Here is a 22748-nt window from a genome sequence, read left to right on the forward strand (position 1 = left end):
GCATTTTTTAGTTTGTTACATATTATGTTAGTAAGAATGGTATAAGGAGGTAGTATATAGTAGTGGAAGAAAATGTACAAGCTCAGCTTTCGCCACCGTGGATCACATATTTTAATGAATTAAAAAATTCAATAGGTGCTGATCCAACTGTAACAGTTGGGCCACTTATTCCTGTTGGTGGTAATTATATTATTTTAGTGCATGCGTTAAGCAACGAAAAAGCGAGAGCATTAGCAACGCTTTTAAAATCTTTTGTACAATTTGGGAATGTAAGTGTGACAGTTATTGTAACGAATAATGAGAATGAAATTGTAAATCCATTTCCTTGTCCACTAGATGCATTTGAAATAGCTCATTTGTTTCAAGTAGCACTAGAAAATAATCCTTATTTTGAACAAGTTGTGGTACAGCCTCAGTTCCCTGGCGGACCGAATGTTGTCTTTCCGGTTTTCGCTGCGAAAGTCATTCAGTTTTTCAATGACGACATTTCTAACTTATGTCAAACGTTTACAGGTGTTGCTGCCAATGTATTTCGTGATGTAATGAATGATGAGATTTGTGGTATACCAATTCTATTTTCCACAAGTTGTGTTATGAGTAGTGAAAATCAAGAATTGCAAAATACACATTTAGCACCAAAGTTGTTTTATTAAACTGTAAAAAGACATTTTCATTAATAGAAAATGTCTTTTTTATGCACCAATAGTGTTCAGGTTGGAAAATTGTGATTTAAAAGGAGTAAACTTCAATTAATTAAAATTTTTCTAAATCTCAAATTTCATGTAAAGGTAGTAATTTTGACTTAAGAATATATAGAAAATGAGGGATGAAATTTTTTAGTTGAAAGGAAATTGATACTGAAAGTTATAACTTAATAATATAGGGGGGTTTTTCTAATATATGTAAAAATGATTGGTAGGACGAGATTACATAATAAATGAATAGTAGGGTGTATTTCGAATATTTTATGTGGCAAACATGTTAAAACTAATAGAAATATTTCTGAAAGAGAATATATTTTGAAAAACGGTAAAGATTCTTTTTACTTATATTATAGATAGCTAGTTTTAGAGAGCTGAGGCTTACAATAAAACTAGCTATGAATAGGACATTCAAAAGGAGCTGGAATGTATGGGGTATATTGTAGACATTTCAAAATGGAATGGAACTATCAATTGGGATATTGCAGCATCACAGCTAGATTTAGTGATTGCTAGAGTTCAAGATGGCTCTAATACGGTGGATTTTATGTATCAAAATTATGTTAGTGAAATGAAAAAGCATAGTATCCCATTCGGTAATTATGCTTTTTGCCGTTTTATATCTATTGCTGATGCAAAGAAAGAGGCACAAGATTTTTGGAATCGTGGTGATCAATCTGCTAAGTTTTGGGTAGCGGACGTAGAAGTTCAAACGATGGTAGATATGCAAGGCGGGACACAGGCATTTATTGATGAATTACGCCGTTTAGGTGCGGAAAAAGTAGGATTATATGTAGGGCATCACACGTATCTATCATTTGGAGCACGTAATATTGAAGCTGATTTCGTATGGATCCCTCGTTATGGAGGGAATAAGCCAGCATATCCATGCGATATGTGGCAATATACGGATTCAGGGAATGTTCCTGGGATTGGGAAATGTGATCTGAATCGATTAGTAGGAAATAAGTCACTTTCTTGGTTTATAAATTCGAACAAAGCAAATCAATCTAACATAGTGTATACACAGCAAACGAATGGCATTGGTATTGCAGTTTCGAAATATCCTGATGGATATGGAATAAATTTATATGAAAACCCCATGAATCCCCAATTTACAGGTACACTCACTCAGAAAATTCCATATTTAATCTTAGCAGGTTATTGGGGAGGCGGTGAGCAAGATATGATTTGTTTAGGGAACGATAAGCAGTGGGTATATTTAAAACATTTTAATGTGAAATGGTTTTATGCAACTTCAAAATATCCTGTCGGTTACGGAGTAAATTATTATGAAGAGCCTGAATGTATGAATTATAAAGGAAACATAGATGGATCGACATCTTTTCGAGTGTGGGGTAGAGTGGGAAATGCGGTAGATATCGGGCAGAATAGTTGGATACCTGAAAAACATGTAATTATTAAGCAACTATAGAAGCTATATTTTTTTGAGAATTATATAAAGAGTCTTCTTACTATGCATAGTAAGAAGACTCTTTATATTTAAAAATGAAAATACATGATACATAGTCAACTCATATGAAATGAATTACATGTAGAAAACACACTGTTTTCACAATGACTGTGTATAGTTAATTTGCATAATGATAAAAGTGAGGTATTTGAATTGAAAAAGAAGAAAATATTTATTGGAACAATTATTTCATGCATGATGCTAGCATTATCTGCATGTGGTTCCTCAGACAACGTAGTAACATCAAAAGTAGGAAATGTTACAGAGAAAGAATTAAGTAAAGAATTACGACAACAATATGGAGAAAGTACTTTATATCAAATGATGTTAAGTAAGGCATTGCTAGATAAATATAAAGTTTCAGATGAGGAAGCAAAAAAGAAAGTAGAAGAAGCAAAAGATAAAATGGGTGAAAACTTTAAAGCGACTTTAGAACAACTTGGGTTGAAAAATGAAGATGAATTAAAAGAAAAAATGAAGCCAGAAATTGCATTTGAGAAAGCGATTAAAGCAACAGTTACAGATAAAGATGTGAAAGATAACTATAAACCAGAAATGAAAGTAAGTCACATTTTAGTGAAAGATGAAAAAACGGCTAAAGAAATAAAGGAGAAAGTAAATAATGGTGAAGATTTTGCTGCCTTAGCAAAACAGTATTCAGAAGATACTGGTTCAAAGGAACAGGGCGGGGAAATATCTGGTTTTGCCCCTGGGCAAACAGTGAAAGAATTTGAGGAAGCTGCGTATAAATTAGATGCAGGCCAAGTAAGTGAGCCGGTTAAAACAACTTACGGTTACCATATTATTAAAGTGACGGATAAAAAAGAATTGAAGCCATTTGATGAAGTAAAGGATAAAATACGTAAAGATATAGAACAACAAAGACTACAAGATACGACAGGTAAATGGAAACAACAAGTAGTCAATGATTTATTGAAAGATGCTGATATTAAAGTGAATAATAAAGAATTTAAAGATACATTTAAATTTCTAGAAAAGAAATAATGACTGTAATCATAATTAGAAAAGGGAACTCATATAGAGTTCCCTTTTCTAATTAGTGTGTGAGTTATAAATAGATAGTAAGACAATACAATATTACATTTAAATATTAAGAATTACAATGGAAAATTATGGATTATAATTATTTCAACGAAAGTGAATATTCTACGGTTTTCATTATGCAAGTTTATTACATATATTTACTCTTTAATAATGGATATCGAACATAATTTAAAAAATAATACATATAATGTTTTTGAATAAATATTTAACATGGATAATTAGTAAAAAGCTGAGCATTCGATTGGAAAGGATGTTCTTTTTCATATGAAAATTTTAGGATAAAGAATGAATCGTTTTAAACGCGTCATTTACCACATCAATAAATTAAGGTGGTGGAGAATATATGAAAGTAATCTTTCAAGGAGAGGGCGGCGCGAAAATTTTTGAGTCATATGATGAAAATGTAAGTGATTTATTAGCTATATTAAAAGAAACGAAAGGGATTAAAATCGGGATGGTTGAGTATAAAGTGTTAAAGTACGAACTTAATTATTTTCGTCATCCGAAAAAAGCGGATACAGAGAGAGAGTTACATATAATAGTACAACCTAAGTATATGTAATAAAATATAATAATAAAAATCATTGATTCAGTTTTGTAAAGTTCCATAGAGTATGTAAGAAAAGAGAGTGTTGTAAATGCTCTCTTTTCTTATGCTTTGTGAGTTCGTTCATCATAGTATATGTTTTCAGTTATAGATGGTTAATAAACGATAAAAATTTAAAACCTTTTCGTTTAGGCAGGGATTTTATATTTGAGTAAATAAATATACTATGAAGTATTTTTTATACGAATACTGGAGGAGTATAAAATGAGTTTAGCAAGTTACATAGGCTGTAATGTAGAAATTCCGTTAACGGATCCGGATTCTAATAATCTAATTGTTTTTGGACCGTGTTTTTCAGATGAAAGTATGCTTGAAATTGTACAAGATTATCAATTCTAAACAAATTACACATATGAGGTTTCAACTAGTTGGGGAATTGAACTTGTCGAGTGGCAAAATGTAAAGGAAAAAAAGAAGCGAAAGAAAAACTTTTAACTTTATGCAAGATTATGGAAGGTTATTTGGAAGATGGAGACTATTTCGAATTATTTAGTTGTTGGGTTGGTGATGAAGATAAGGAACGAGTAGGGGAATTGAACTTAAAAATAAATCATTTTAATATAGATGAATTATGTATTCCAGAAAGAACATTAGTTAGGATAGAAAAATAAGCTTTGAAATATTTTTTAGAAAAGGGCGATTTCACTTTGGGTGAAGTCGCCTTTTAGTTGTTATATGCATGTTATATAAGAAATGAGAAGTTTATTTGATAAAGGAAAAAAGTATGGAGATAAATAAAATTATGTTTTTTGTTAAGAAATAATAAGTATGGCTCTTCTCAAAAGAACGTAAGTTCGTGTATAATAAGAACGAATGTTCTTTTGAGAGGTAACCTAATTATAGTTTAGAAGTAAATCCGAGTTTAGTGAGTATTAAAAATAACTAAGGGATAGTATGGCTAAATAAATGTATAAATGATCAAGGAGATAAAAAATGAACGATGTAAAGATACAAAAAGAAGAAAGAGAGTGGGTTCCGTTTACAGTAATGTCCGAACAACTTTTAAATATGAGAAAGATTATTGGAGAGAAATTAAAAGTACAAAAACCGCTTTTAACAAATGAAGCAAAAGAGAGAATTTCTGATAAATTATTAACGTCATTATTGTCTGAGAAAGAAATATTGGTAACATATTTTGAAGATGGTTACATACTAACAAGCTACATGACTGTTGTACATATCAATCCGGTAAAACAAATTGTAATTTGTACAGACGCCTTTTATAAAACTTACGTATTTAACGCTATGGATATTATTGAAATAACGTAAAAGAAGCTGAATATTAAATGGCAGCTTCTTTTATTTCTGATTTATGAGACAAATAATACAAGAAAAAGCAGCTAGCTTCGTGCTAGCTGCTGAGCCCCAGGGAAAGGGAGAAAAAGATAGGGTACTCCAAAATCAACAAAAGCTGTCAAACAGCCTGATTATAGTATAGACAAATTAAAATTTTCTATACAGAAAGTTGAACATAAGATTAGGCTGTACCCACTTGGTTTTGATCTGCAAGGTCAGAATCAAATGTATTGGTCGCGCTAACACCGCTAAAAGTATTAACAACAAAACCAACGTTTGATGCGCCGGAACCATTATAAGCTTTCGTATTTTCTTTCGGAGATACGTTGTAGAAATCACCTAAGTTAAATGATCCATTGCTATTTTGTACAACTAAATTTCCTACAACTGATGGCATAATTTTCACCTGCTTTATAATAAGTTGTTAACATTACTATATGGAGTTATAGTCCAGATGGTTCATACAATAAAAATTGTGGAATAGTAAAACGTTTGGAGCATGGATTTCAATAAAAGTGTGTTAAAATTAATATAATAAAGTTGAGTAATTTTTTAAAAAAATTTGTATAATTGATATATATGAAAATAAAGGAGGCAAAATGTAATGAAAGATATTATGAAAAAAGTTGATTTAACAGATGCCAAATCAAGTAATCTTGTTGCACTAATTTATAGTAATGAAGTTATATTAGTTGAAGACGCATTTTGTCCAAATGAAATAAAATTAAAGTTTAATGAAATTGCAATTTTATCTGCAATTAAAACAGCCCATATTGCGAAAGTGTCTATTAGGAAAGAACTTGAAGCGCTTTTTCATGATACGGGTGTTATATTAGTGAAACAAAATGTTGATTATGGTAGTAGCCAATCTATTACCATGCATTTTGAGCAATTTAAAAAATTGCAAGATGAGATTGAACATTTAAATAAAAGTATATAATAAAGCAGCTAAATAAAGGTTCTATCATAAAGGTGGAATGTGTTGTGTTGAAAAAGTGGTTTAAAAATTATTTGGGTGAATCGCATTGTAAACATAAATATATTTTTATTAAGATGCAGGATAATGAGGATTTTAAAAAAGGTATATTAGGTGTAGTTTATATTTACCAGTGTGAGAAATGTGGAAAAGAGAAGCTGAAATGTAAAAACAATAATGAAATAAACAATGAATTTTTAGATATATAGCAAAAAGTAACCATGATGGTTACTTTTTTTGCTTATGTATGCAATATCAAAACCATTACTAAAGTATGAGTTGAGTTGATACTATAGTAAATCGCTGAATAAAAATGAAGAGAGTAAGATATAGGGAAGGAGGATGAGAGAAATGAAGCGAAAAGAAATTAGTAAATCTGTAATTATTACAGGTGTGACACAAGGGTTAGGACGTGCGATGGTTGATCGATTTCATGAATTAGGGTGGAACATATATGGTTGTGGACGTTCAAAAGATAAAATTGAAGAACTAAAAAAACAGTACAGTAAAATACATGATTTCCAAGTAATTGATGTTTCAGATTCTCAGCAAGTTAACAATTGGGCAAATTATATACTTAATAGACATACGGCTCCCAATCTGATAATAAATAATGCATCGATTGTAAATCAAAATGCACAACTTTGGAAAATTACGGCTCAAGAATTCGAAAGTGTAATGAATGTAAACGTGAATGGTGTAGTAAATGTAATAAGAGCGTTTGTTCCCGCAATGGTATCTAGGAAAGAAGGAATTATCATTAATATGAGTTCTAGTTGGGGGAGAGAAGGTGAAGCTGAGCTTGCGCCATATTGTGCCTCGAAATTTGCAATTGAAGGTATCACTAAATCTATGGCCCTGGAATTACCCCATGGCATGGCTGTAGTTGCTTTAGATCCTGGAGGGAGTATTAGTACTCCAATGCTGAAGTCATGTGCGCCACAATATATAAATGAATCGCCTACACCTGAAACTTGGTCACATAAAGCGATTGAATATATATTGAATATAACAATAGATAAAAATGGAGATTCATTGACATGCCCAGCATGCGTATAAAAAGCACCTTTAAGGTGCTTTTTATATTAGTAGCACATTATATCATTCACAAAATTACATCTGAAAAATAAAATAAAAGATTAAGGGTGAGATTTGTTTGTTTTGAAAGCTTTAGAAAATATTTGAATAGGTGATAAAAATGAATCCAAGCAGTTTAAAAGTGACAGGGGCATGGTTTCAAGTAGGGGGGAATCTTACAGCTGCTATTGGAACGACAAGAGGATTTATTGGAGAAGAGAAAGTTGAATCGGAACTTGTTATTGTAGGAAGCTCATTACAAGCCCTCGGGTATATATTACAAATCATTGCGAGCAATTATGATGATGGGGAAGAAAAAAGAGAGAATCAAAGTAAATTACTTGATCAAATAGGAATTGAGTTATTAGCATTAGGAAATATATCAAATGTAATAGGAATATATTTTAATATAAATGAACAATTGAAAGAGAATGATTATCTTATCATTACAGGGAACAGTTTACAATCGATTGGTGCTTTTTTAGGAGTAGAAGCAGCTTTGGTGGATATAAATGTATTACAGAAAATTATTATACTGGGTAACTCCATGCAAAGTTTAGGAGCTGGATTACAAGCGTATCAAGGTGTTTTAAATGTATTGAAAGATGAGAAAGAAAATAAAGATAGTATTTTTGATAAGAAGGATGAGAGAATCATTGCACTCATTGGTATTTGGATACAAGCGATAGGAACGTTAATTTCCGCAATTGGAATAACTGCAATAGAGGAAGAAAATAGGCTAGAAAACAATGAAAAGTCTGAAATACTTATATAAATAGAAGGGGATACATTGATTTTAGAGGCAGGTTAAGATTAAAATGGTAGTAGGTTTTTTTGCGTATATTTTGAAAAGTGATATATAAAATATAAAATAAGGAGTTTTCAAGGGATGATGTATTTATTAGCAATTTTTCTTCCACCTGTTGCTGTATTATTTTGTGGAAAACCAATTCAGGCAATCATAAATTTCATATTAACATTAATATTTTGGGTTCCAGGAGTTATACACGCAATTCTTGTAGTGCATGATAAAAAAGCTGATCGGCGTTTGAAAAAACAAATTCAAGCATATGATGAAATTAATAAGAGAAATCGAAGATAATTCATCTGCCAAATGTTTTTAAAAGAAAGGAGGATTAACCTCCTTTCTTTTTTAGTGGGTGTTAAGTTTAAATTTTTGTGTGGCGGAAAGAATTTTTAATGTAAGTATTATGATAATAACTTTTAGATTGTGCATGTAATAGGCCAGTATAAATGCTTTCTGGTACATTAAAGAAATCATACATACCATGCTTTAATTGGATTCGCAAAATCATAGAAAAAGGATTATAACCAACAGCAACTATATTTTTTGAGGTAACCGGAGATAGCTTCATTATTATGCAACTCCTTATTTTTCATTTTTAATAATTCTTTGTAGGAAACGGTATTGTGGTGTTGAAATCTTTATAATTAAAGAGGTATTATACCAATATTAAATATATTAAATATTGGTTATACGTAATTATAAGTAAGTTCACACGAAGTTCATATCGATATGCTATTTTTATTTCACCTTTGATTTATTAATAAGAAAATATTGACCATTTGAAAAAAAGGTATATTATTTATACGAGGTAATAAAAATTCACTTCTTTCATTATTATGCTAAAAGGGGCAGCATTATTAGAAAATTAGAAGTGAAAATAGTATGTATAAGAGCCATTCTAAAATTTGTAATCTGTGAATTGGGAAAATATTGAATGCTCCAGGTCAATACACTTTCTTGCCTAAACGTATTTACGAAAGTGACCTCAATATTTTTAATTAAATCAACGGGAGAATTGAAAGGCAGGAGAAAGTAACATGTCAGAAAATTATCGTTCTCGCGAGGAGCGACGACAAGTTAAAAAGAAAAAACAACCAGCTTCTAAAACACAAAAACCAAAAGGTAAAACATCATTTTTCCGCAAGTTTTTAATTACTTGTTTATTACTTGGTATTGTAGGTTTAGTGGCGGGGGTTGCTACCTTTTTCGTAATGATTAAGGACGCACCAAAACTGGAAAAAGCAAAACTTGTTAATCCGTTATCCTCAAAAATTTATGATAAAAACGGGGATTTGGTATATGAATATGGAAAAGAAAAAAGGACGAATGTTACGTATGATCAAATACCTAAATTAGTAGAAAATGCATTTTTAGCGACAGAAGATTCACGTTTTTATGAGCATAGCGGAGTAGACTTTAAAGGTACTGCCCGTGCTGTTTTAGTGAGTCTTAAAGGAGATTATGGCTCTCAAGGTGGAAGTACGATAACGCAGCAAGTTATTAAAAACTACTTCTTATCTATGGATAAAACACCAAAGCGTAAGGCGCAAGAAATATATTTAGCTTATAAGCTAGAACAACAGTATTCAAAACATGAAATATTAGAGATGTACTTAAATAAAATTAACTTAGGTAATCGTTCATATGGTATCGCAACAGCAGCACAAAACTACTATGGTAAAGAATTGAAGGACTTAACATTACCAGAAGTTGCGATGCTTGCAGGTTTACCGAAAGCACCGAATAACTATGATCCAACGAAAAAAGAAAATGTTCAAAAAGCAACAGAAAGAAGAAATGTTGTTCTAAACTTAATGAATCGACATGGATATATAACAAAACAGGAAATGGAAGAAGCGATAAAAGTTGACGTAGAAAAGGGACTCAAGCCTGCAGCTCAACTACAAACAATGCCATACCCTGCATTTATGGATGCAGTTGTGAAAGAAGTAGAAAAAGAATTACCAGATGCTAATATCGGTTCTGACGGTTTAGAAATTTATACAACGTTAGATCCGAAAGCACAGAAACTTGCTGATAATATTTTAAATAATAATATCATTGATTATCCGAACGATAAATTCCAAGGTGCATTCACATTTATGGATACGAAAACAGGAGAAGTTCGTGCTATAGGTAGTGGCCGTGGAGAAAATAAAGCTGTATTTAAAGGGCATAATATGGCAATTGAATTAGATCGTGCAGCTGGTTCAACGATGAAGCCGATTTTCGACTACGCTCCTGCAATTGAATATTTAAAATGGGCTACGTACCATCAAATTGATGACTCTCCATTTAAGTATTCAACGGGACAAGAAGTACGAAATGCAGATAGAAGTCATATGGGTCCAATTACAATGCGTGAAGCATTAAAAATGTCGCGTAATATTCCTGCAATTAAAACTGCAAAAGAAGTAGGGATTAGTAAATCGAAAGAATTCTCTGAGAAACTAGGTATTACATTTAATACAGCACCGACAGAATCGACAGCGATTGGTACAAATGAAGTATCGCCAACTGAAATAGCGGGTGCTTATGCGGCATTTGGTAATGAAGGTAAATATACGAAACCGCATTTTGTTAAGAAAGTCGTTTATCCAGACGGTAAGTCACAAAGTTTTGGACAAAAACCAAAACAAGTTATGACAGATTCTACCGCATACATGATTACTGATATGCTTCGTTCTGTAGTTACATCAGGTACTGGTACATCGGCAAATGTAGGCTCTTTAGATGTAGCTGGTAAAACGGGTACGACAAACTATTCATCAAAGCAATTAGCTCAATATAAAATTCCAGAAAGTGCAACTCGTGATAGTTGGTTCGCTGGATATACACCGCAATATACGATGGCAGTATGGACTGGGTATATGAAAGATGGTAAAGACGAGTATATTAGTAGTAAAAATACGAAAATTGCACAGTTGATCTTTAAAGAAATGATGAGCGAAATGGCTACAGATAAATCACGCTTTAAAATGCCAAGTAGCGTTATTCAAGAAGGTAGTGAGCTACGTATAAAAGGTGAAAAACGTGATTCATCGCCAAATACTAGCGTACCGGATACAACGGAGCAACCAAAACAAGATCAACAGCAAAAAACTGAAGAAGAGAAAAAGCAAGAAGAATTAAAGAAACAAGAAGAACTGAAAAAACAAGAAGAACAAAAGAAACAAGAGGAACTTAAGAAGCAAGAAGAACAAAAGAAACAAGAAGAGCAAAAGAAACAAGAAGAACAAAATAATGGAAATGGCCAAGGAACGACACCTCCAGTAAATAATGGAGGAGGCCAAGGAAATACGACACCTCCAGCAAATAATGGAGGAGGTCAAGGAAATACGACACCTCCAGCAAATAATGGAGGAGGTCAAGGAAATACGACACCTCCAGCAAATAACGGAGGAGGTCAAGGAAATACGACACCTCCAGCAAATAATGGAGGAGGTCAAGGAAATACAACTCCACCAGCGACCACACAACCAGAGACTGGCGGTAATGCAGGAGAGGCCCCTGCTAATAATGGGCAATAAGAAAAATTTATAAAAAATATTAAAAAGCACTTAAGATTTGTGAAAATTACAATCTTAAGTGCTTTTTTCATTTAAATGTAGTAGCTATGAAATGATGTGTTTTAAATGTTAAACGTACCATAAAAATTTTGAAAATAAATTGATGGGAAATGATAAAAGACTTGAGCTTGAGGTAGTGGAGCGTAGCTAGGATGATAAAAGGTAGTGCTACTTGGATGGGCACCATGATGCCAAAATGAAGGGGTAACTTGACCGGGAATTTGATATTGCTGCCAAGTTGCGGGAAGTTCAATTCCTACATCGGAGCTAGCTGTATGAACTGCAGGAACATGTATCCCAGGAGTCGAAGGAACTACGGCAGTTACTCTTAATAATACCCACATAAAATATTCACTCCTAAGTTGTGTTAATAAATTAGTATATTCTTTTCACACGTATAAAGGTACATATATAGGACTTTCGTTTAAAACATGCGTACAAAGTCTTAAGACTAATGTAAGCTGATGGTGGACTATTTAATATGAAAAGATACGTCTATTTGCGGAGGGAAAAGAGATAAAAAAAATATACAATGAGGGTGTTAATCGTAATATTTTACGAGTGTATGGAGGTATTTTTATGGAACGATTATGGACGAAATCATTTATTCAAATGACTTTCGCAATGTTATTTTTATTTACAGGATTTTATTTACTTGTTCCAACGCTCCCGCTCTTTATTAAAGAGATAGGTGGCAATGAATCGCAAGTTGGACTTATGATGGGGATGTTTACAATAGCTGCGGTTGTAATACGACCGATTATTGGAGGAATGTTAGATCAATATGGTAGAAGATCCTTTATTATTTTCGGACTCATCTTTTTTGGCTTAACGATGTATTCCTATAATATAGCATCGACTATTGTCCTTTTAGCTCTTTTACGTGTTATTCACGGAGTAACATGGGCTGTTTCTACAACAGCTGTTGGAACAGCAATAACGGATATTATTCCAGATTCACGCCGCGGTGAAGGTATGGGTTGGTACGGGATGGCGATGACAATTGCAATGGCGATCGGACCTATGATTGGATTATGGGTTGTGCAAAATTATTCATTTGATGGTCTATTTTTATTAGCGACGTTGTTATCTTTTATGGCAGTCGTATTATCATTAATAACGAAGATGCCATTTACGCCACAAAAAGAAAAAGGGAAGATGCAGCTATTTGAGAAATCCGTATTAACAATCACGATTGTAGTATTCTTTTTATCGTTTGCATATGGAGGAATAACAACCTTTTTACCGTTATTTGCATCATCAATTCATGTGAATCCGGGAACTTTCTTTCTTGTATATGCAATTGCATTAACAATTGTAAGACCAATTTCAGGGAAACTATTAGATAAGTATGGAGAAGTATTCATTATACTTCCAGCATTATGTATTACTATTTTAGCTATAGTTGTTTTAACTATTTCAAATGGTTTGATAGGTGTAATTATTGCAGCAACATTATACGGTATTGGATTTGGTTCAGCACAGCCAGCTTTGCAAGCGGCAATGCTTACAATTGTCGATCCGAGTAAAAGAGGAGTTGCAAATGCTTCATTTTTTACAGCGTTTGATTTAGGAATCGGGTTAGGTGCTATTTTACTTGGAGTTGTTTCACAAATGTTTGGTTATCGTATTTTATTTTCAGGGAGTGCAATTTCAGCATTGATAGCCTTAATTATTTTCGTCTTTTTTGTAAAACAACGATTAGGAAAAAAAGAGTTTGCGTAAACTGGAGGAATAAAGATGAGAATTTCAATTGATCGTAAGGCTCTGCAATGGTTCCAGGAAGAATTACGTATAAAGCACGGTGAATCTGTACGTTTTACTGTAAGGTACGGAGGGAATAGTTCAATTCAGCCCGGATATTCTTTAGGGGTTGTTGCTGAGAAACCCGATGGCGAAATAGTGTCAGTTGAGAAGGAAGGTATTATATTTTTTGTAGATTCTGATAATCTTTGGTATTTTCAAAACTATGATTTATTTGTAAGTTATCATGAGGAAATGGAAGAAATTCAATTTAATTATGTAAAATAATAACTTTATTAAAAATGAATAAGTTTTATATAAAAATTATATTTAAGAGATATTGAAATAAATATCATATAGTAACGAGCTGTATTTATGTACAGCTCGTTTTTTCTATTTCTCAAATAAAATTAGAATAATTGTATATTTGGCGGTGTTATATGAAAAATCTTTATATCTTGTTTTTGAAAATACGCAAAGAAGTCTATCCTTTCTTTATAAAATATAAGAATTATTTTCAAAAAATTGTATTGTTACAGTAAGAAAAGTGTAGGAAACTTATCATTATAAAATAAATTGAAATCTTCTAAAAACTCTGATACATTGAAATAGAAATGTAGTTTCACAATATTGTAAAGGCTTACAGTTATGTGCACGAAGATCTATTAGGATTGGAGGAAATAATGATGAAAGCTGAAGAAAAATTTTCCCCGGGATTAGATGGTATAGTGGCAGCGGAGACGAAAATCTCGTTTCTTGACACAGTAAAAGGTGAAATTGTAATTCAAGGGTATGACTTAATCGAACTCTCAAAAACAAAAGAGTATTTAGACATTGTGCACCTTTTATTGGAGGAACATCTACCGAATGAAGATGAAAAAGCAACACTTGAAAAGAAATTAAAAGAAGAATATGCAGTACCAGAAGGTGTATTCAACGTACTAAAGGCATTGCCTAAAGAGACGCATCCCATGGATGGATTACGTACAGGTGTGTCAGCGTTAGCTGGTTACGATAATGATATCGAAAACCGCTCGTTAGAAGTGAATAAAAGCCGAGGGTACAAGCTGTTAAGTAAAGTGCCAAACATTGTAGCAAATAGCTATCATATTTTAAATAATGAGGAGCCAATTGAACCTCTTAAAGAATTATCATATAGTGCGAATTTCTTCTATATGTTAACTGGTAAAAAACCAACTGAACTTGAGGAAAAGATCTTTGATCGTTCCCTTGTTTTATATAGTGAGCATGAAATGCCAAACTCTACATTTACAGCTCGCGTTATTGCATCAACACAATCAGATTTATACGGTGCTCTAACAGGTGCAGTTGCATCTTTAAAAGGAAGTTTACATGGCGGTGCAAATGAAGCGGTTATGTACATGCTTTTAGAAGCTGGTAATGTTGAGAAATTTGAAGAGTTATTACAGAAGAAACTATATAACAAAGAAAAAATTATGGGCTTTGGACACCGTGTTTATATGAAGAAGATGGATCCAAGAGCACTGATGATGAAGGAAGCTTTAAAACAGTTATGTGATGTAAAAGGTGATTATACACTATATGAAATGTGTGAAGCTGGAGAAAAGATTATGGAAAAAGAAAAAGGAATTTATCCAAATCTTGATTATTATGCAGCTCCAGTATATTGGATGCTAGGTATTCCAATTCAACTTTACACACCAATCTTCTTTAGCTCTAGAACAGTGGGGTTATGTGCGCACGTTATTGAGCAACATGCAAATAATCGTTTGTTCCGTCCACGTGTAAATTATATTGGCGAGCGACATGTACTTAGTAAATAAGAACAACTGGGGAGTTGTTAGCGCCGCCCGCCAGATGGGTGTTTGACCGACACCCATCATTAATAATAACGAATTTTCGACAGAAAGGGAAGAATAGCATGATTAAAACAAATGAAATTAAGCAAAAAGATGCATTATTAGAAGAGATTACCGATTATGTATTAAATAAAGAGGTTACTAGTGCAGAAGCATTCAGTACAGCTCGTTACGTATTACTTGATACACTTGGATGTGGAATTTTAGCACTGCAATATCCAGAATGTACGAAATTACTAGGACCAGTTGTGCCAGGAACAATCGTGCCAAATGGTACACGTGTACCAGGTACGTCTTATGTACTAGATCCAGTAAAAGGTGCATTTAATATCGGATGTATGATCCGTTGGTTAGACTATAACGATACTTGGCTTGCAGCAGAGTGGGGACATCCATCTGATAACCTAGGCGGAATTTTAGCAGTTGCAGATTATATTAGCCGTGTTCGTATTTCAGAAGGAAAAGAAGCTTTAAAAGTACGTGAAGTATTAGAAATGATGATTAAAGCACATGAAATTCAAGGCGTGCTTGCTTTAGAAAACAGCTTAAACAGAGTTGGTCTTGACCATGTATTATATGTAAAAGTAGCAACAACTGCAGTAGTTGCGAAAATGCTTGGCGGAACACGTGAAGAAATCTTTAATGCATTATCACATGCGTGGATTGATAATTCTAGTCTTCGTACATATCGTCATGCTCCAAATACGGGCTCACGTAAATCATGGGCTGCAGGTGACGCAACGAGCCGCGGTGTTCATCTTGCAATGACTGCTCTAAAAGGTGAAATGGGTTATCCAACAGCATTATCTGCGCCAGGATGGGGATTCCAAGATGTATTATTCAATAAACAAGAATTAAAATTAGCAAGACCACTAGAGTCATATGTAATGGAAAATGTATTATTTAAAGTGTCATATCCAGCAGAATTCCATGCACAAACGGCTGCAGAATGTGCAGTGAAGTTGCATCCGGAAATTAAAGAGAGATTAGATGAAATTGACCGTATTACAATTACAACTCATGAATCAGCAATTCGTATTATTGATAAAGAAGGTCCATTAAATAACCCAGCTGATCGTGATCATTGCTTACAATACATTACGGCAATTGGTTTATTAAAAGGAGATATCGTTGCAGACGATTATGAAGATGCAGTAGCAAACGATCCACGTGTAGATGAATTACGTAATAAGATGGTTGTTGTTGAAAACAAACAGTACAGTTTAGATTACCTTGACCCGAACAAGCGCTCAATCGCCAACGCTGTTCAAGTTCACTTTAAAGATGGCACAGTAACAGAAAATGTGGAATGTGAATATCCACTTGGTCACCGCTTCCGTAGAGACGAAGCAATTCCAAAAGTTGTTCAAAAATTCACTGCAAATATGGCAGGTCATTATTCTAGTAAGCAACAAGAACAAATTCATGAAGTTTGTTTAAATGAAGAAAAACTAGAAAATATGAATGTAAACGAATTTGTAGATCTATTCTTAATTTAATAATAGGGGGAATTTAGAATGGCTTGGGTTGTGAAAAAGCAGTCAACACAAGAGGAGCTTGCGAATCGATTCCGAGCTTTAGTAGAAGCAAATGAAATTTTGCAAATTCCAGGTGCTCATGATGCAATGGCGGCTTTAGTTGCAAAAAATACAGGTTTTTCAGCTCTTTATTTATCAGGAGCTGCTTATACTGCAAGTAAAGGCTTACCAGATTTAGGTATCGTGACGTCTACTGAAGTGGCTGAGAGAGCAAGAGATTTAGTAAGAGCTACAGACTTACCTGTTCTTGTTGACATTGATACAGGATTTGGTGGTGTACTAAATGTGGCGAGAACAGCTGTAGAAATGATGGAAGCGAAAGTAGCAGCTGTCCAAATTGAAGATCAGCAATTACCAAAAAAATGTGGACATTTAAATGGTAAGAAACTTGTTACTACAGAAGAATTGGTTCAAAAAATTAAAGCGATTAAAGAAGTTGCACCGAGCTTATACATTGTGGCACGTACTGATGCTCGCGGCGTTGAAGGATTAGATGAAGCAATTGAAAGAGCAAATGCATATGTAAAAGCAGGTGCAGACGCAATTTTCCCTGAAGCGCTTCAATCAGAGGAAGAATTCCGTCTATTTAATAGTAAGATAAATGCACCTTTGCTTGCGAATATGACTGAATTCGGAAAAACTCCATATTATAGTGCAGAGGAATTTGCGAATATGGGCTTCCAAATGGTTATTTATCCTGTAACTTCACTTCGCGTTGCAGCGAAAGCGTATGAAAATGTGTTTGCTTTAATTAAAGAAACAGGTTCTCAAAAAGATGCACTTTCTAATATGCAAACGAGAAGTGAATTATACGAAACAATTTCATATCATGACTTTGAAGAGTTAGATACTGGTATTGCAAAAACAGTATTATCAGAAGATCAATAGATAAAGCAGCGAAGGCGATGAAAATACATCTTTGGCAAAATAAAATGCTTGATGTGAAAAATCATCGCCTTCTATTTTCAAAAAAGATATTCCACTCATCGTAGACGAGCATAAGCAAAAAGCTATGAAAGCCGAATGATAGGGGGATACATATGGAGAAAACGAAGTTACCATGGGATGAATTTTTTTCACTCAAGAAAGATATAAATCATACTTACTTTACACCAGAAGATTTTTCAGGTGATGAAGATTTAATCGCAAAAACGACAGAACAATTTGTTAAACAAGAAATTGTTCCACAAATGGAGAATATTGAACAACATAACTATAAAGTTTCTCGTCAATTATTTGAGAAAGCTGGGGAACTTGGATTATTAGGCATTGAGGTACCAGAAGATTATGGCGGGTTCGAGTTAGGAAAGGCTGTCTCAGGTCTTGTAGCAGAGAAAATGGGTTACGCTGGTGCGTTTAGCGTTTCTTTTAATATACACGCTGGTGTCGGTACATTGCCTTACATATATTATGGAACGAAAGAGCAAAAAGAAAAATATTTACCGAAAATCGCATCGGGAGAATGGATTGGGGCTTATGCTTTAACGGAGCCAAATGCTGGTTCGGATGCATTAAGCGCAAAAACAAGCGCCGTATTAAATGAAGAGGGAACAGCTTGGAAGTTAAATGGTGAGAAGCAATGGATTACAAATGCTCATATGGCAGATGTATACGTTGTTTTTGCGAAGACAAATAAAGGAATGACAGCGTTTATTGTCGAAAGAACATGTGAAGGTGTATCTATTGGATTAGAAGAAAAGAAAATGGGGATTAAAGGTTCTTCAACAGCGACTCTTATTTTAGAAGATGTTGTCATCCCTGCTGAAAATGTTTTAGGGGAAGTTGGGAAAGGGCATCACGTAGCTCTTAATATTCTTAACTTTGCTAGACTTAAACTTGCTTTTGGAAATATTGGAACAGCAAAACAAGCAATTGGTTTGTCGGTTCAATATGGAAAAGAGCGAAAACAGTTCCAAACGGAATTAGTAGACTTTACGATGATTCAAGAGAAGATTGCAAATATGATCATTGCTACATATGGAGCCGAAAGTGCAGCTTATCGTACAGCAGGTGTAATTGATGAAGCAATTCATGAGAGCGATGAGGATCTTATGAAGAAAATGTCCCAATTTGCAATTGAATGTGCACTGAATAAAGTAAATGCTTCTGAAACACTTGCTTATATCGTAGATGAAGCTGTACAAATTCATGGTGGTTACGGTTATATGCAAGAATATGAGGTAGAACGATTATATCGTGATGCTAGAATTAGTCGTATTTTTGAAGGGACGAACGAAATTAATAGATTAACAGTTGCTAAAATGTTAATGAAGCAAATCGAACAATTAGAAGATACTGAAGTAGAAAGTGATGTAGCAAATGTCGAAAGAAACCATCGTTACATTTTATTAGCGAAAAAATTGTTGAAACAATCTTTGAAAACGCTCTCTAAAACTCCGGGTCTAAAAATTGACCAAGAACAAGAATATTCACGTGTAATTTCAAATATGTTGACGGACGTGTACGTCATGGAATCAGCGTTTTTACGTACGAGAAAAGCAGTAAGTAAAAATGGTGAGGAAAAAGAACGTACGAAGCAATTAATAACGGATGTTATTTGTGAAGAAGGATACCGTAAAGTAGAAGAAGCGGCGATTTCTGTACTTTCAGCAGCTGTCACAGAAGAACAAGATAGACATGTGATTTTAGCTGAAATCCGTCAATTATTAGTGCCTGTATACACGAACGTATTTACGAAGAAGAGAGAAATTGCGAAAGCTATTATAAATCGTGGGAAATATATTGTGTAAATAGGAGGAAAGCGATATGAAAAAGATTGGTTTTATCGGTTTAGGTAACATGGGTCTTCCAATGTCAAAAAATCTAGTTAAATCAGGTTACACAGTATATGGCGTGGACTTAAATAAAGAGGCGGAAGCGTCCTTTGAAAAAGAAGGCGGAATTATCGGTCTATCAATCTCAAAACTAGCAGAAACATGTGATGTAGTTTTTACAAGTTTACCTTCACCTCGCGCTGTTGAAGCGGTATATTTTGGAGCAGAAGGATTATTTGAAAATGGTCACTCGAATGTAGTTTTCATTGATACAAGTACGGTATCGCCGCAGTTAAACAAACAGTTAGAGGAAGCTGCAAAGGAAAGGAAAGTAGACTTTTTAGCAGCACCTGTGAGCGGTGGTGTAATCGGAGCCGAAAACCGTACATTAACGTTTATGGTTGGTGGATCAAAAGAGGTATATGAGAAAACGGAATCTATCATGGGCGTACTAGGCGCGAACATTTTCCACGTTAGTGAGCAGATTGATAGTGGTACAACTGTTAAGTTAATTAATAACTTATTAATTGGTTTTTATACAGCTGGTGTGAGTGAAGCTTTAACATTAGCGAAAAAGAACAATATGGATTTAGATAAAATGTTTGATATTTTAAATGTAAGTTACGGTCAAAGTAGAATTTATGAACGTAATTATAAAAGTTTTATAGCACCTGAAAACTACGAGCCAGGATTTACTGTGAATTTATTGAAGAAAGATTTAGGATTTGCAGTTGACTTAGCTAAGGAAAGCGAACTCCATTTACCGATAAGCGAAATGTTATTAAACGTATATGACGAAGCGAGTCAAGCTGGATATGGTGAAAACGATATGGCTGCTTTATATAAGAAAGTTAGCGAGCAATTAATTTCTAATCAAAAATAAATTATACAAAGGAGAGAATACAATGATTACAACTGAAATTAAACGAGTAAAAAATCACATTAACGGTGAGTGGGTTGAATCGACAGGTACGGAAGTAGAAGCAGTGCCAAATCCAGCGACTGGGAAAATTATCGCTTACGTTCCACTATCTCCAAAAGAAGATGTCGAAAAAGCTGTTGAAGCGGCAAAAGCAGCATTTGAAACATGGTCTAAAGTACCAGTTCCGAATCGTTCAAGAAATTTATATAAATATTTACAGCTATTACAAGAAAACAAAGATGAGCTTGCAAAAATCATTACGCTAGAAAATGGTAAGACGCTAACGGATGCAACAGGTGAAGTACAGCGTGGTATTGAAGCGGTAGAACTTGCAACATCTACGCCAAATTTAATGATGGGTCAAGCACTTCCGAATATCGCTAGCGGAATTGATGGATCGATTTGGCGCTACCCAATCGGAGTTGTTGCTGGTATTACGCCGTTTAACTTCCCGATGATGATTCCGTTATGGATGTTCCCACTTGCAATTGCTTGCGGTAATACATTCGTATTAAAAACATCTGAAAGAACGCCACTTTTAGCGGAGCGACTTGTAGAGTTATTCTATGAAGCTGGTTTTCCAAAAGGAGTATTAAATTTAGTACAAGGCGGAAAAGATGTTGTAAATAGCATTTTAGAAAATAAAGATATTCAAGCTGTTTCATTCGTTGGATCTGAGCCGGTAGCTCGTTACGTTTATGAAACTGGTACGAAACACGGGAAACGTGTACAAGCGTTAGCTGGTGCGAAAAACCATGCGATTGTAATGCCAGATTGCAATCTTGAGAAAACAGTACAAGGTGTAATTGGATCTGCATTCGCAAGTAGTGGAGAGCGCTGCATGGCATGTTCAGTAGTAGCAGTAGTAGATGAAATTGCTGATGAATTCATTGATGTATTAGTAGCAGAAACGAAAAAATTAAAAGTAGGCGATGGTTTTAACGAAGAGAACTATGTTGGACCATTAATCCGTGAATCTCATAAAGAGCGCGTTTTAGGCTATATTAATAGCGGTGTAGCAGATGGGGCAACTTTATTAGTAGATGGCCGTAAAATTAAGGAAGAAGTTGGAGAAGGTTACTTTGTAGGTGCAACAATCTTTGATGGCGTGAATCAAGAAATGAAAATTTGGCAAGATGAGATTTTTGCTCCAGTATTAAGCATTGTACGAGTTAAAGATTTAGAAGAAGGTATTAAACTAACAAATCAATCTAAATTTGCAAATGGTGCAGTTATTTATACGTCAAACGGTAAACATGCACAAACGTTCCGTGATAATATCGATGCTGGTATGATCGGTGTAAACGTAAATGTTCCAGCACCAATGGCATTCTTCGCATTTGCAGGAAACAAAGCGTCATTCTTTGGTGATTTAGGTACAAATGGTACAGATGGCGTTCAATTCTATACACGTAAAAAAGTTGTAACTGAGCGCTGGTTTTAATATAAAATAAACAGCCAAATTAGTTATTAAATGAAAACCACCACTATTAATAGTGGTGGTTTTCATCTTGTTAATTACTTTTTTCAAAAGCAAGTTTAATACCAAAACCAATTAAGACGACTCCCGTTAACCCTTGAATATAACGTTGCGTCTTCGGTTTTTTCATAAAAGCACTAATTTTATCAATTGAAAATATATAAAAAGCGAACCAAATGGCTGTTAAAACGAGGTAAGTAAGGCCCATTACGAGTAGTTGGATAAACGTATTATGATTTGGATTTAAAAATTGCGGTAAAAACGTTAAAAAGAATACTGCAACTTTAGGGTTTAATAAATTTGTAAGAAATCCTTGGCGAAAGCAAGAAGTATGTTCGTTTTCATTATTCAAAGATAGATCATTTGCATCTAAGTTTTCTTTGTTTCTTACTGCTAAAAGGGCTTTAATACCGATATATATTAAATAGAGAGCCCCAACGTACTTGAAAATAGAAAATAAAAGAGCTGACTTTACAATAAGTGCAGAAAGACCAATTACAGCAGCTAAAGTATGAATTAATAGTGCAATACATGTACCAAACACTGTTTTCACTCCACCGACTTTACCAGCAACCAATGTATTTTTCGTAGCCATTGCTGTATCTGGACCAGGTAAAATGATAAGGCAAATAGACATAATGATGAAAAGAAGATAATTTTCTATCATAGCCGCCCCTCCTTTTTATTTTTAGAATATTTGATTAAAATCAGTGTAGCACAAAAATGGATTTAATAAAATTAAATTTTATTAAAAAGCATTAAATAAAAAGGCTATATAGTAGCTGTAATTACAGCTACTATATAGCCTCGATTTTATACCGCTATTTGCGGGTAGTAAGATTTTTACCGCACAAGATTTAGCTGAAGCAAAGAAGTT

General features: G+C 33.9%; 23 protein-coding genes and 1 pseudogene. 20 read left to right on the forward strand and 4 right to left on the reverse strand.

Annotation, left to right across the window (positions count from 1 at the left end; translation table 11 throughout):
• The first annotated feature begins 62 nt into the window (after positions 1-62).
• From ACTFRY_RS15380 to ACTFRY_RS15405, 6 genes and pseudogenes are all read left to right on the forward strand, one after another.
• Positions 63-653, forward strand: coding sequence for a hypothetical protein (locus tag ACTFRY_RS15380; RefSeq protein WP_016117753.1), 591 nt, complete (start codon positions 63-65; stop codon positions 651-653).
• Between the two features lie 478 nt (positions 654-1131).
• Complete coding sequence (locus ACTFRY_RS15385; protein WP_016117754.1) at positions 1132-2136, forward strand: glycoside hydrolase family 25 protein; 1005 nt, start codon at positions 1132-1134, stop codon at positions 2134-2136.
• Between the two features lie 192 nt (positions 2137-2328).
• The gene (locus tag ACTFRY_RS15390) at positions 2329-3180 is read left to right on the forward strand and encodes a peptidylprolyl isomerase PrsA (protein ID WP_061663299.1); all 852 of its coding nucleotides are present in this window, start codon (positions 2329-2331) and stop codon (positions 3178-3180) included.
• A 403-nt stretch (positions 3181-3583) separates the two neighbouring features.
• Entirely contained in the window at positions 3584-3802 is a 219-nt protein-coding gene (locus ACTFRY_RS15395) for a hypothetical protein (protein WP_000864279.1), read from the forward strand.
• Between the two features lie 249 nt (positions 3803-4051).
• A pseudogene (locus ACTFRY_RS15400) lies at positions 4052-4458 on the forward strand (hypothetical protein).
• A gap of 322 nt (positions 4459-4780) precedes the next feature.
• On the forward strand, positions 4781-5116 hold the full coding sequence (locus ACTFRY_RS15405) for a YolD-like family protein (protein ID WP_001999741.1): 336 nt from the start codon (positions 4781-4783) through the stop codon (positions 5114-5116).
• 208 nt (positions 5117-5324) lie between these two features.
• On the opposite strand, the gene gerPF is transcribed toward ACTFRY_RS15405, so the two are convergent.
• Positions 5325-5540, reverse strand: a complete 216-nt coding sequence (gerPF, locus tag ACTFRY_RS15410; RefSeq protein ID WP_001141569.1) for a spore germination protein GerPF — start codon at positions 5538-5540, stop codon at positions 5325-5327.
• A gap of 207 nt (positions 5541-5747) precedes the next feature.
• On the opposite strand from gerPF, the gene ACTFRY_RS15415 reads away from it, so the two are divergent.
• From ACTFRY_RS15415 to ACTFRY_RS15435, 5 genes are all read left to right on the forward strand, one after another.
• Positions 5748-6083 (forward strand): hypothetical protein, encoded by a 336-nt coding sequence (locus ACTFRY_RS15415; RefSeq protein ID WP_000651906.1) that lies wholly within the window; start codon positions 5748-5750, stop codon positions 6081-6083.
• Between the two features lie 44 nt (positions 6084-6127).
• Positions 6128-6328 (forward strand): hypothetical protein, encoded by a 201-nt coding sequence (locus ACTFRY_RS15420; protein WP_000915140.1) that lies wholly within the window; start codon positions 6128-6130, stop codon positions 6326-6328.
• Between the two features lie 142 nt (positions 6329-6470).
• Complete coding sequence (locus ACTFRY_RS15425) at positions 6471-7178, forward strand: SDR family oxidoreductase (RefSeq protein WP_016117759.1); 708 nt, start codon at positions 6471-6473, stop codon at positions 7176-7178.
• A gap of 139 nt (positions 7179-7317) precedes the next feature.
• Positions 7318-7971 (forward strand): DUF6944 family repetitive protein, encoded by a 654-nt coding sequence (locus ACTFRY_RS15430; protein WP_001070041.1) that lies wholly within the window; start codon positions 7318-7320, stop codon positions 7969-7971.
• A 114-nt stretch (positions 7972-8085) separates the two neighbouring features.
• Positions 8086-8298 (forward strand): YqaE/Pmp3 family membrane protein, encoded by a 213-nt coding sequence (locus tag ACTFRY_RS15435; protein ID WP_000990219.1) that lies wholly within the window; start codon positions 8086-8088, stop codon positions 8296-8298.
• 67 nt (positions 8299-8365) lie between these two features.
• Here ACTFRY_RS15435 and ACTFRY_RS15440 read toward each other — a convergent pair whose 3' ends face one another.
• A complete protein-coding gene (locus ACTFRY_RS15440; RefSeq protein WP_000777843.1) occupies positions 8366-8572 on the reverse strand; it encodes a KTSC domain-containing protein in 207 nt (68 codons plus the stop codon).
• A gap of 469 nt (positions 8573-9041) precedes the next feature.
• On the opposite strand from ACTFRY_RS15440, the gene ACTFRY_RS15445 reads away from it, so the two are divergent.
• Complete coding sequence (locus ACTFRY_RS15445) at positions 9042-11534, forward strand: PBP1A family penicillin-binding protein (protein WP_001293945.1); 2493 nt, start codon at positions 9042-9044, stop codon at positions 11532-11534.
• A gap of 101 nt (positions 11535-11635) precedes the next feature.
• On the opposite strand, the gene ACTFRY_RS15450 is transcribed toward ACTFRY_RS15445, so the two are convergent.
• Positions 11636-11917 carry a hypothetical protein gene (locus tag ACTFRY_RS15450; RefSeq protein WP_000270087.1) on the reverse strand — a complete coding sequence of 94 codons (282 nt, stop codon included), beginning with the start codon at positions 11915-11917 and terminating at the stop codon, positions 11636-11638.
• Positions 11918-12152: 235 nt separating this feature from the next.
• On the opposite strand from ACTFRY_RS15450, the gene ACTFRY_RS15455 reads away from it, so the two are divergent.
• The 8 genes from ACTFRY_RS15455 (at position 12153) to ACTFRY_RS15490 (ending at position 21835) form a co-directional block, all read left to right on the forward strand.
• The gene (locus ACTFRY_RS15455) at positions 12153-13298 is read left to right on the forward strand and encodes an MFS transporter (protein WP_044306755.1); all 1146 of its coding nucleotides are present in this window, start codon (positions 12153-12155) and stop codon (positions 13296-13298) included.
• 15 nt (positions 13299-13313) lie between these two features.
• Positions 13314-13604, forward strand: coding sequence for a HesB/YadR/YfhF family protein (locus ACTFRY_RS15460; RefSeq protein ID WP_001222847.1), 291 nt, complete (start codon positions 13314-13316; stop codon positions 13602-13604).
• Between the two features lie 395 nt (positions 13605-13999).
• On the forward strand, positions 14000-15121 hold the full coding sequence (gene mmgD / locus ACTFRY_RS15465; RefSeq protein ID WP_001987369.1) for a citrate synthase: 1122 nt from the start codon (positions 14000-14002) through the stop codon (positions 15119-15121).
• A gap of 98 nt (positions 15122-15219) precedes the next feature.
• Positions 15220-16656 carry a 2-methylcitrate dehydratase gene (gene prpD / locus ACTFRY_RS15470; protein ID WP_000598123.1) on the forward strand — a complete coding sequence of 479 codons (1437 nt, stop codon included), beginning with the start codon at positions 15220-15222 and terminating at the stop codon, positions 16654-16656.
• Positions 16657-16674: 18 nt separating this feature from the next.
• The gene (gene prpB / locus ACTFRY_RS15475; protein WP_061664875.1) at positions 16675-17583 is read left to right on the forward strand and encodes a methylisocitrate lyase; all 909 of its coding nucleotides are present in this window, start codon (positions 16675-16677) and stop codon (positions 17581-17583) included.
• Positions 17584-17735: 152 nt separating this feature from the next.
• Positions 17736-19445 (forward strand): acyl-CoA dehydrogenase family protein, encoded by a 1710-nt coding sequence (locus ACTFRY_RS15480; protein ID WP_000415984.1) that lies wholly within the window; start codon positions 17736-17738, stop codon positions 19443-19445.
• A gap of 16 nt (positions 19446-19461) precedes the next feature.
• On the forward strand, positions 19462-20352 hold the full coding sequence (locus tag ACTFRY_RS15485) for an NAD(P)-dependent oxidoreductase (protein WP_044796251.1): 891 nt from the start codon (positions 19462-19464) through the stop codon (positions 20350-20352).
• Positions 20353-20374: 22 nt separating this feature from the next.
• Positions 20375-21835, forward strand: a complete 1461-nt coding sequence (locus ACTFRY_RS15490) for a CoA-acylating methylmalonate-semialdehyde dehydrogenase (protein WP_000633346.1) — start codon at positions 20375-20377, stop codon at positions 21833-21835.
• A 70-nt stretch (positions 21836-21905) separates the two neighbouring features.
• On the opposite strand, the gene ACTFRY_RS15495 is transcribed toward ACTFRY_RS15490, so the two are convergent.
• Entirely contained in the window at positions 21906-22538 is a 633-nt protein-coding gene (locus ACTFRY_RS15495; protein ID WP_098616755.1) for a LysE family translocator, read from the reverse strand.
• Positions 22539-22748 lie beyond the last annotated feature (210 nt).

Origin of the sequence: Bacillus cereus group sp. MYBK195-1 (assembly GCF_051916605.1) — a bacterium.
Lineage (GTDB): Bacteria > Bacillota > Bacilli > Bacillales > Bacillaceae_G > Bacillus_A > Bacillus_A cereus.

Coding starts and splice junctions, on each gene's coding strand:
- ACTFRY_RS15405 (WP_001999741.1), top strand. CDS start 4,781: ATGAACGATGTAAAGATACAAAAAGAAGAAAGAGAGTGGGTTCCGTTT.
- prpB (WP_061664875.1), top strand. CDS start 16,675: ATGGCTTGGGTTGTGAAAAAGCAGTCAACACAAGAGGAGCTTGCGAAT.
- mmgD (WP_001987369.1), top strand. CDS start 14,000: ATGATGAAAGCTGAAGAAAAATTTTCCCCGGGATTAGATGGTATAGTG.
- ACTFRY_RS15395 (WP_000864279.1), top strand. CDS start 3,584: ATGAAAGTAATCTTTCAAGGAGAGGGCGGCGCGAAAATTTTTGAGTCA.
- ACTFRY_RS15435 (WP_000990219.1), top strand. CDS start 8,086: ATGATGTATTTATTAGCAATTTTTCTTCCACCTGTTGCTGTATTATTT.
- ACTFRY_RS15425 (WP_016117759.1), top strand. CDS start 6,471: ATGAAGCGAAAAGAAATTAGTAAATCTGTAATTATTACAGGTGTGACA.
- ACTFRY_RS15415 (WP_000651906.1), top strand. CDS start 5,748: ATGAAAGATATTATGAAAAAAGTTGATTTAACAGATGCCAAATCAAGT.
- gerPF (WP_001141569.1), bottom strand. CDS start 5,540: ATGCCATCAGTTGTAGGAAATTTAGTTGTACAAAATAGCAATGGATCA.
- ACTFRY_RS15485 (WP_044796251.1), top strand. CDS start 19,462: ATGAAAAAGATTGGTTTTATCGGTTTAGGTAACATGGGTCTTCCAATG.
- prpD (WP_000598123.1), top strand. CDS start 15,220: ATGATTAAAACAAATGAAATTAAGCAAAAAGATGCATTATTAGAAGAG.
- ACTFRY_RS15440 (WP_000777843.1), bottom strand. CDS start 8,572: ATGAAGCTATCTCCGGTTACCTCAAAAAATATAGTTGCTGTTGGTTAT.
- ACTFRY_RS15480 (WP_000415984.1), top strand. CDS start 17,736: ATGGAGAAAACGAAGTTACCATGGGATGAATTTTTTTCACTCAAGAAA.
- ACTFRY_RS15450 (WP_000270087.1), bottom strand. CDS start 11,917: ATGTGGGTATTATTAAGAGTAACTGCCGTAGTTCCTTCGACTCCTGGG.
- ACTFRY_RS15490 (WP_000633346.1), top strand. CDS start 20,375: ATGATTACAACTGAAATTAAACGAGTAAAAAATCACATTAACGGTGAG.
- ACTFRY_RS15460 (WP_001222847.1), top strand. CDS start 13,314: ATGAGAATTTCAATTGATCGTAAGGCTCTGCAATGGTTCCAGGAAGAA.
- ACTFRY_RS15455 (WP_044306755.1), top strand. CDS start 12,153: ATGGAACGATTATGGACGAAATCATTTATTCAAATGACTTTCGCAATG.
- ACTFRY_RS15445 (WP_001293945.1), top strand. CDS start 9,042: ATGTCAGAAAATTATCGTTCTCGCGAGGAGCGACGACAAGTTAAAAAG.
- ACTFRY_RS15385 (WP_016117754.1), top strand. CDS start 1,132: ATGGGGTATATTGTAGACATTTCAAAATGGAATGGAACTATCAATTGG.
- ACTFRY_RS15495 (WP_098616755.1), bottom strand. CDS start 22,538: ATGATAGAAAATTATCTTCTTTTCATCATTATGTCTATTTGCCTTATC.
- ACTFRY_RS15430 (WP_001070041.1), top strand. CDS start 7,318: ATGAATCCAAGCAGTTTAAAAGTGACAGGGGCATGGTTTCAAGTAGGG.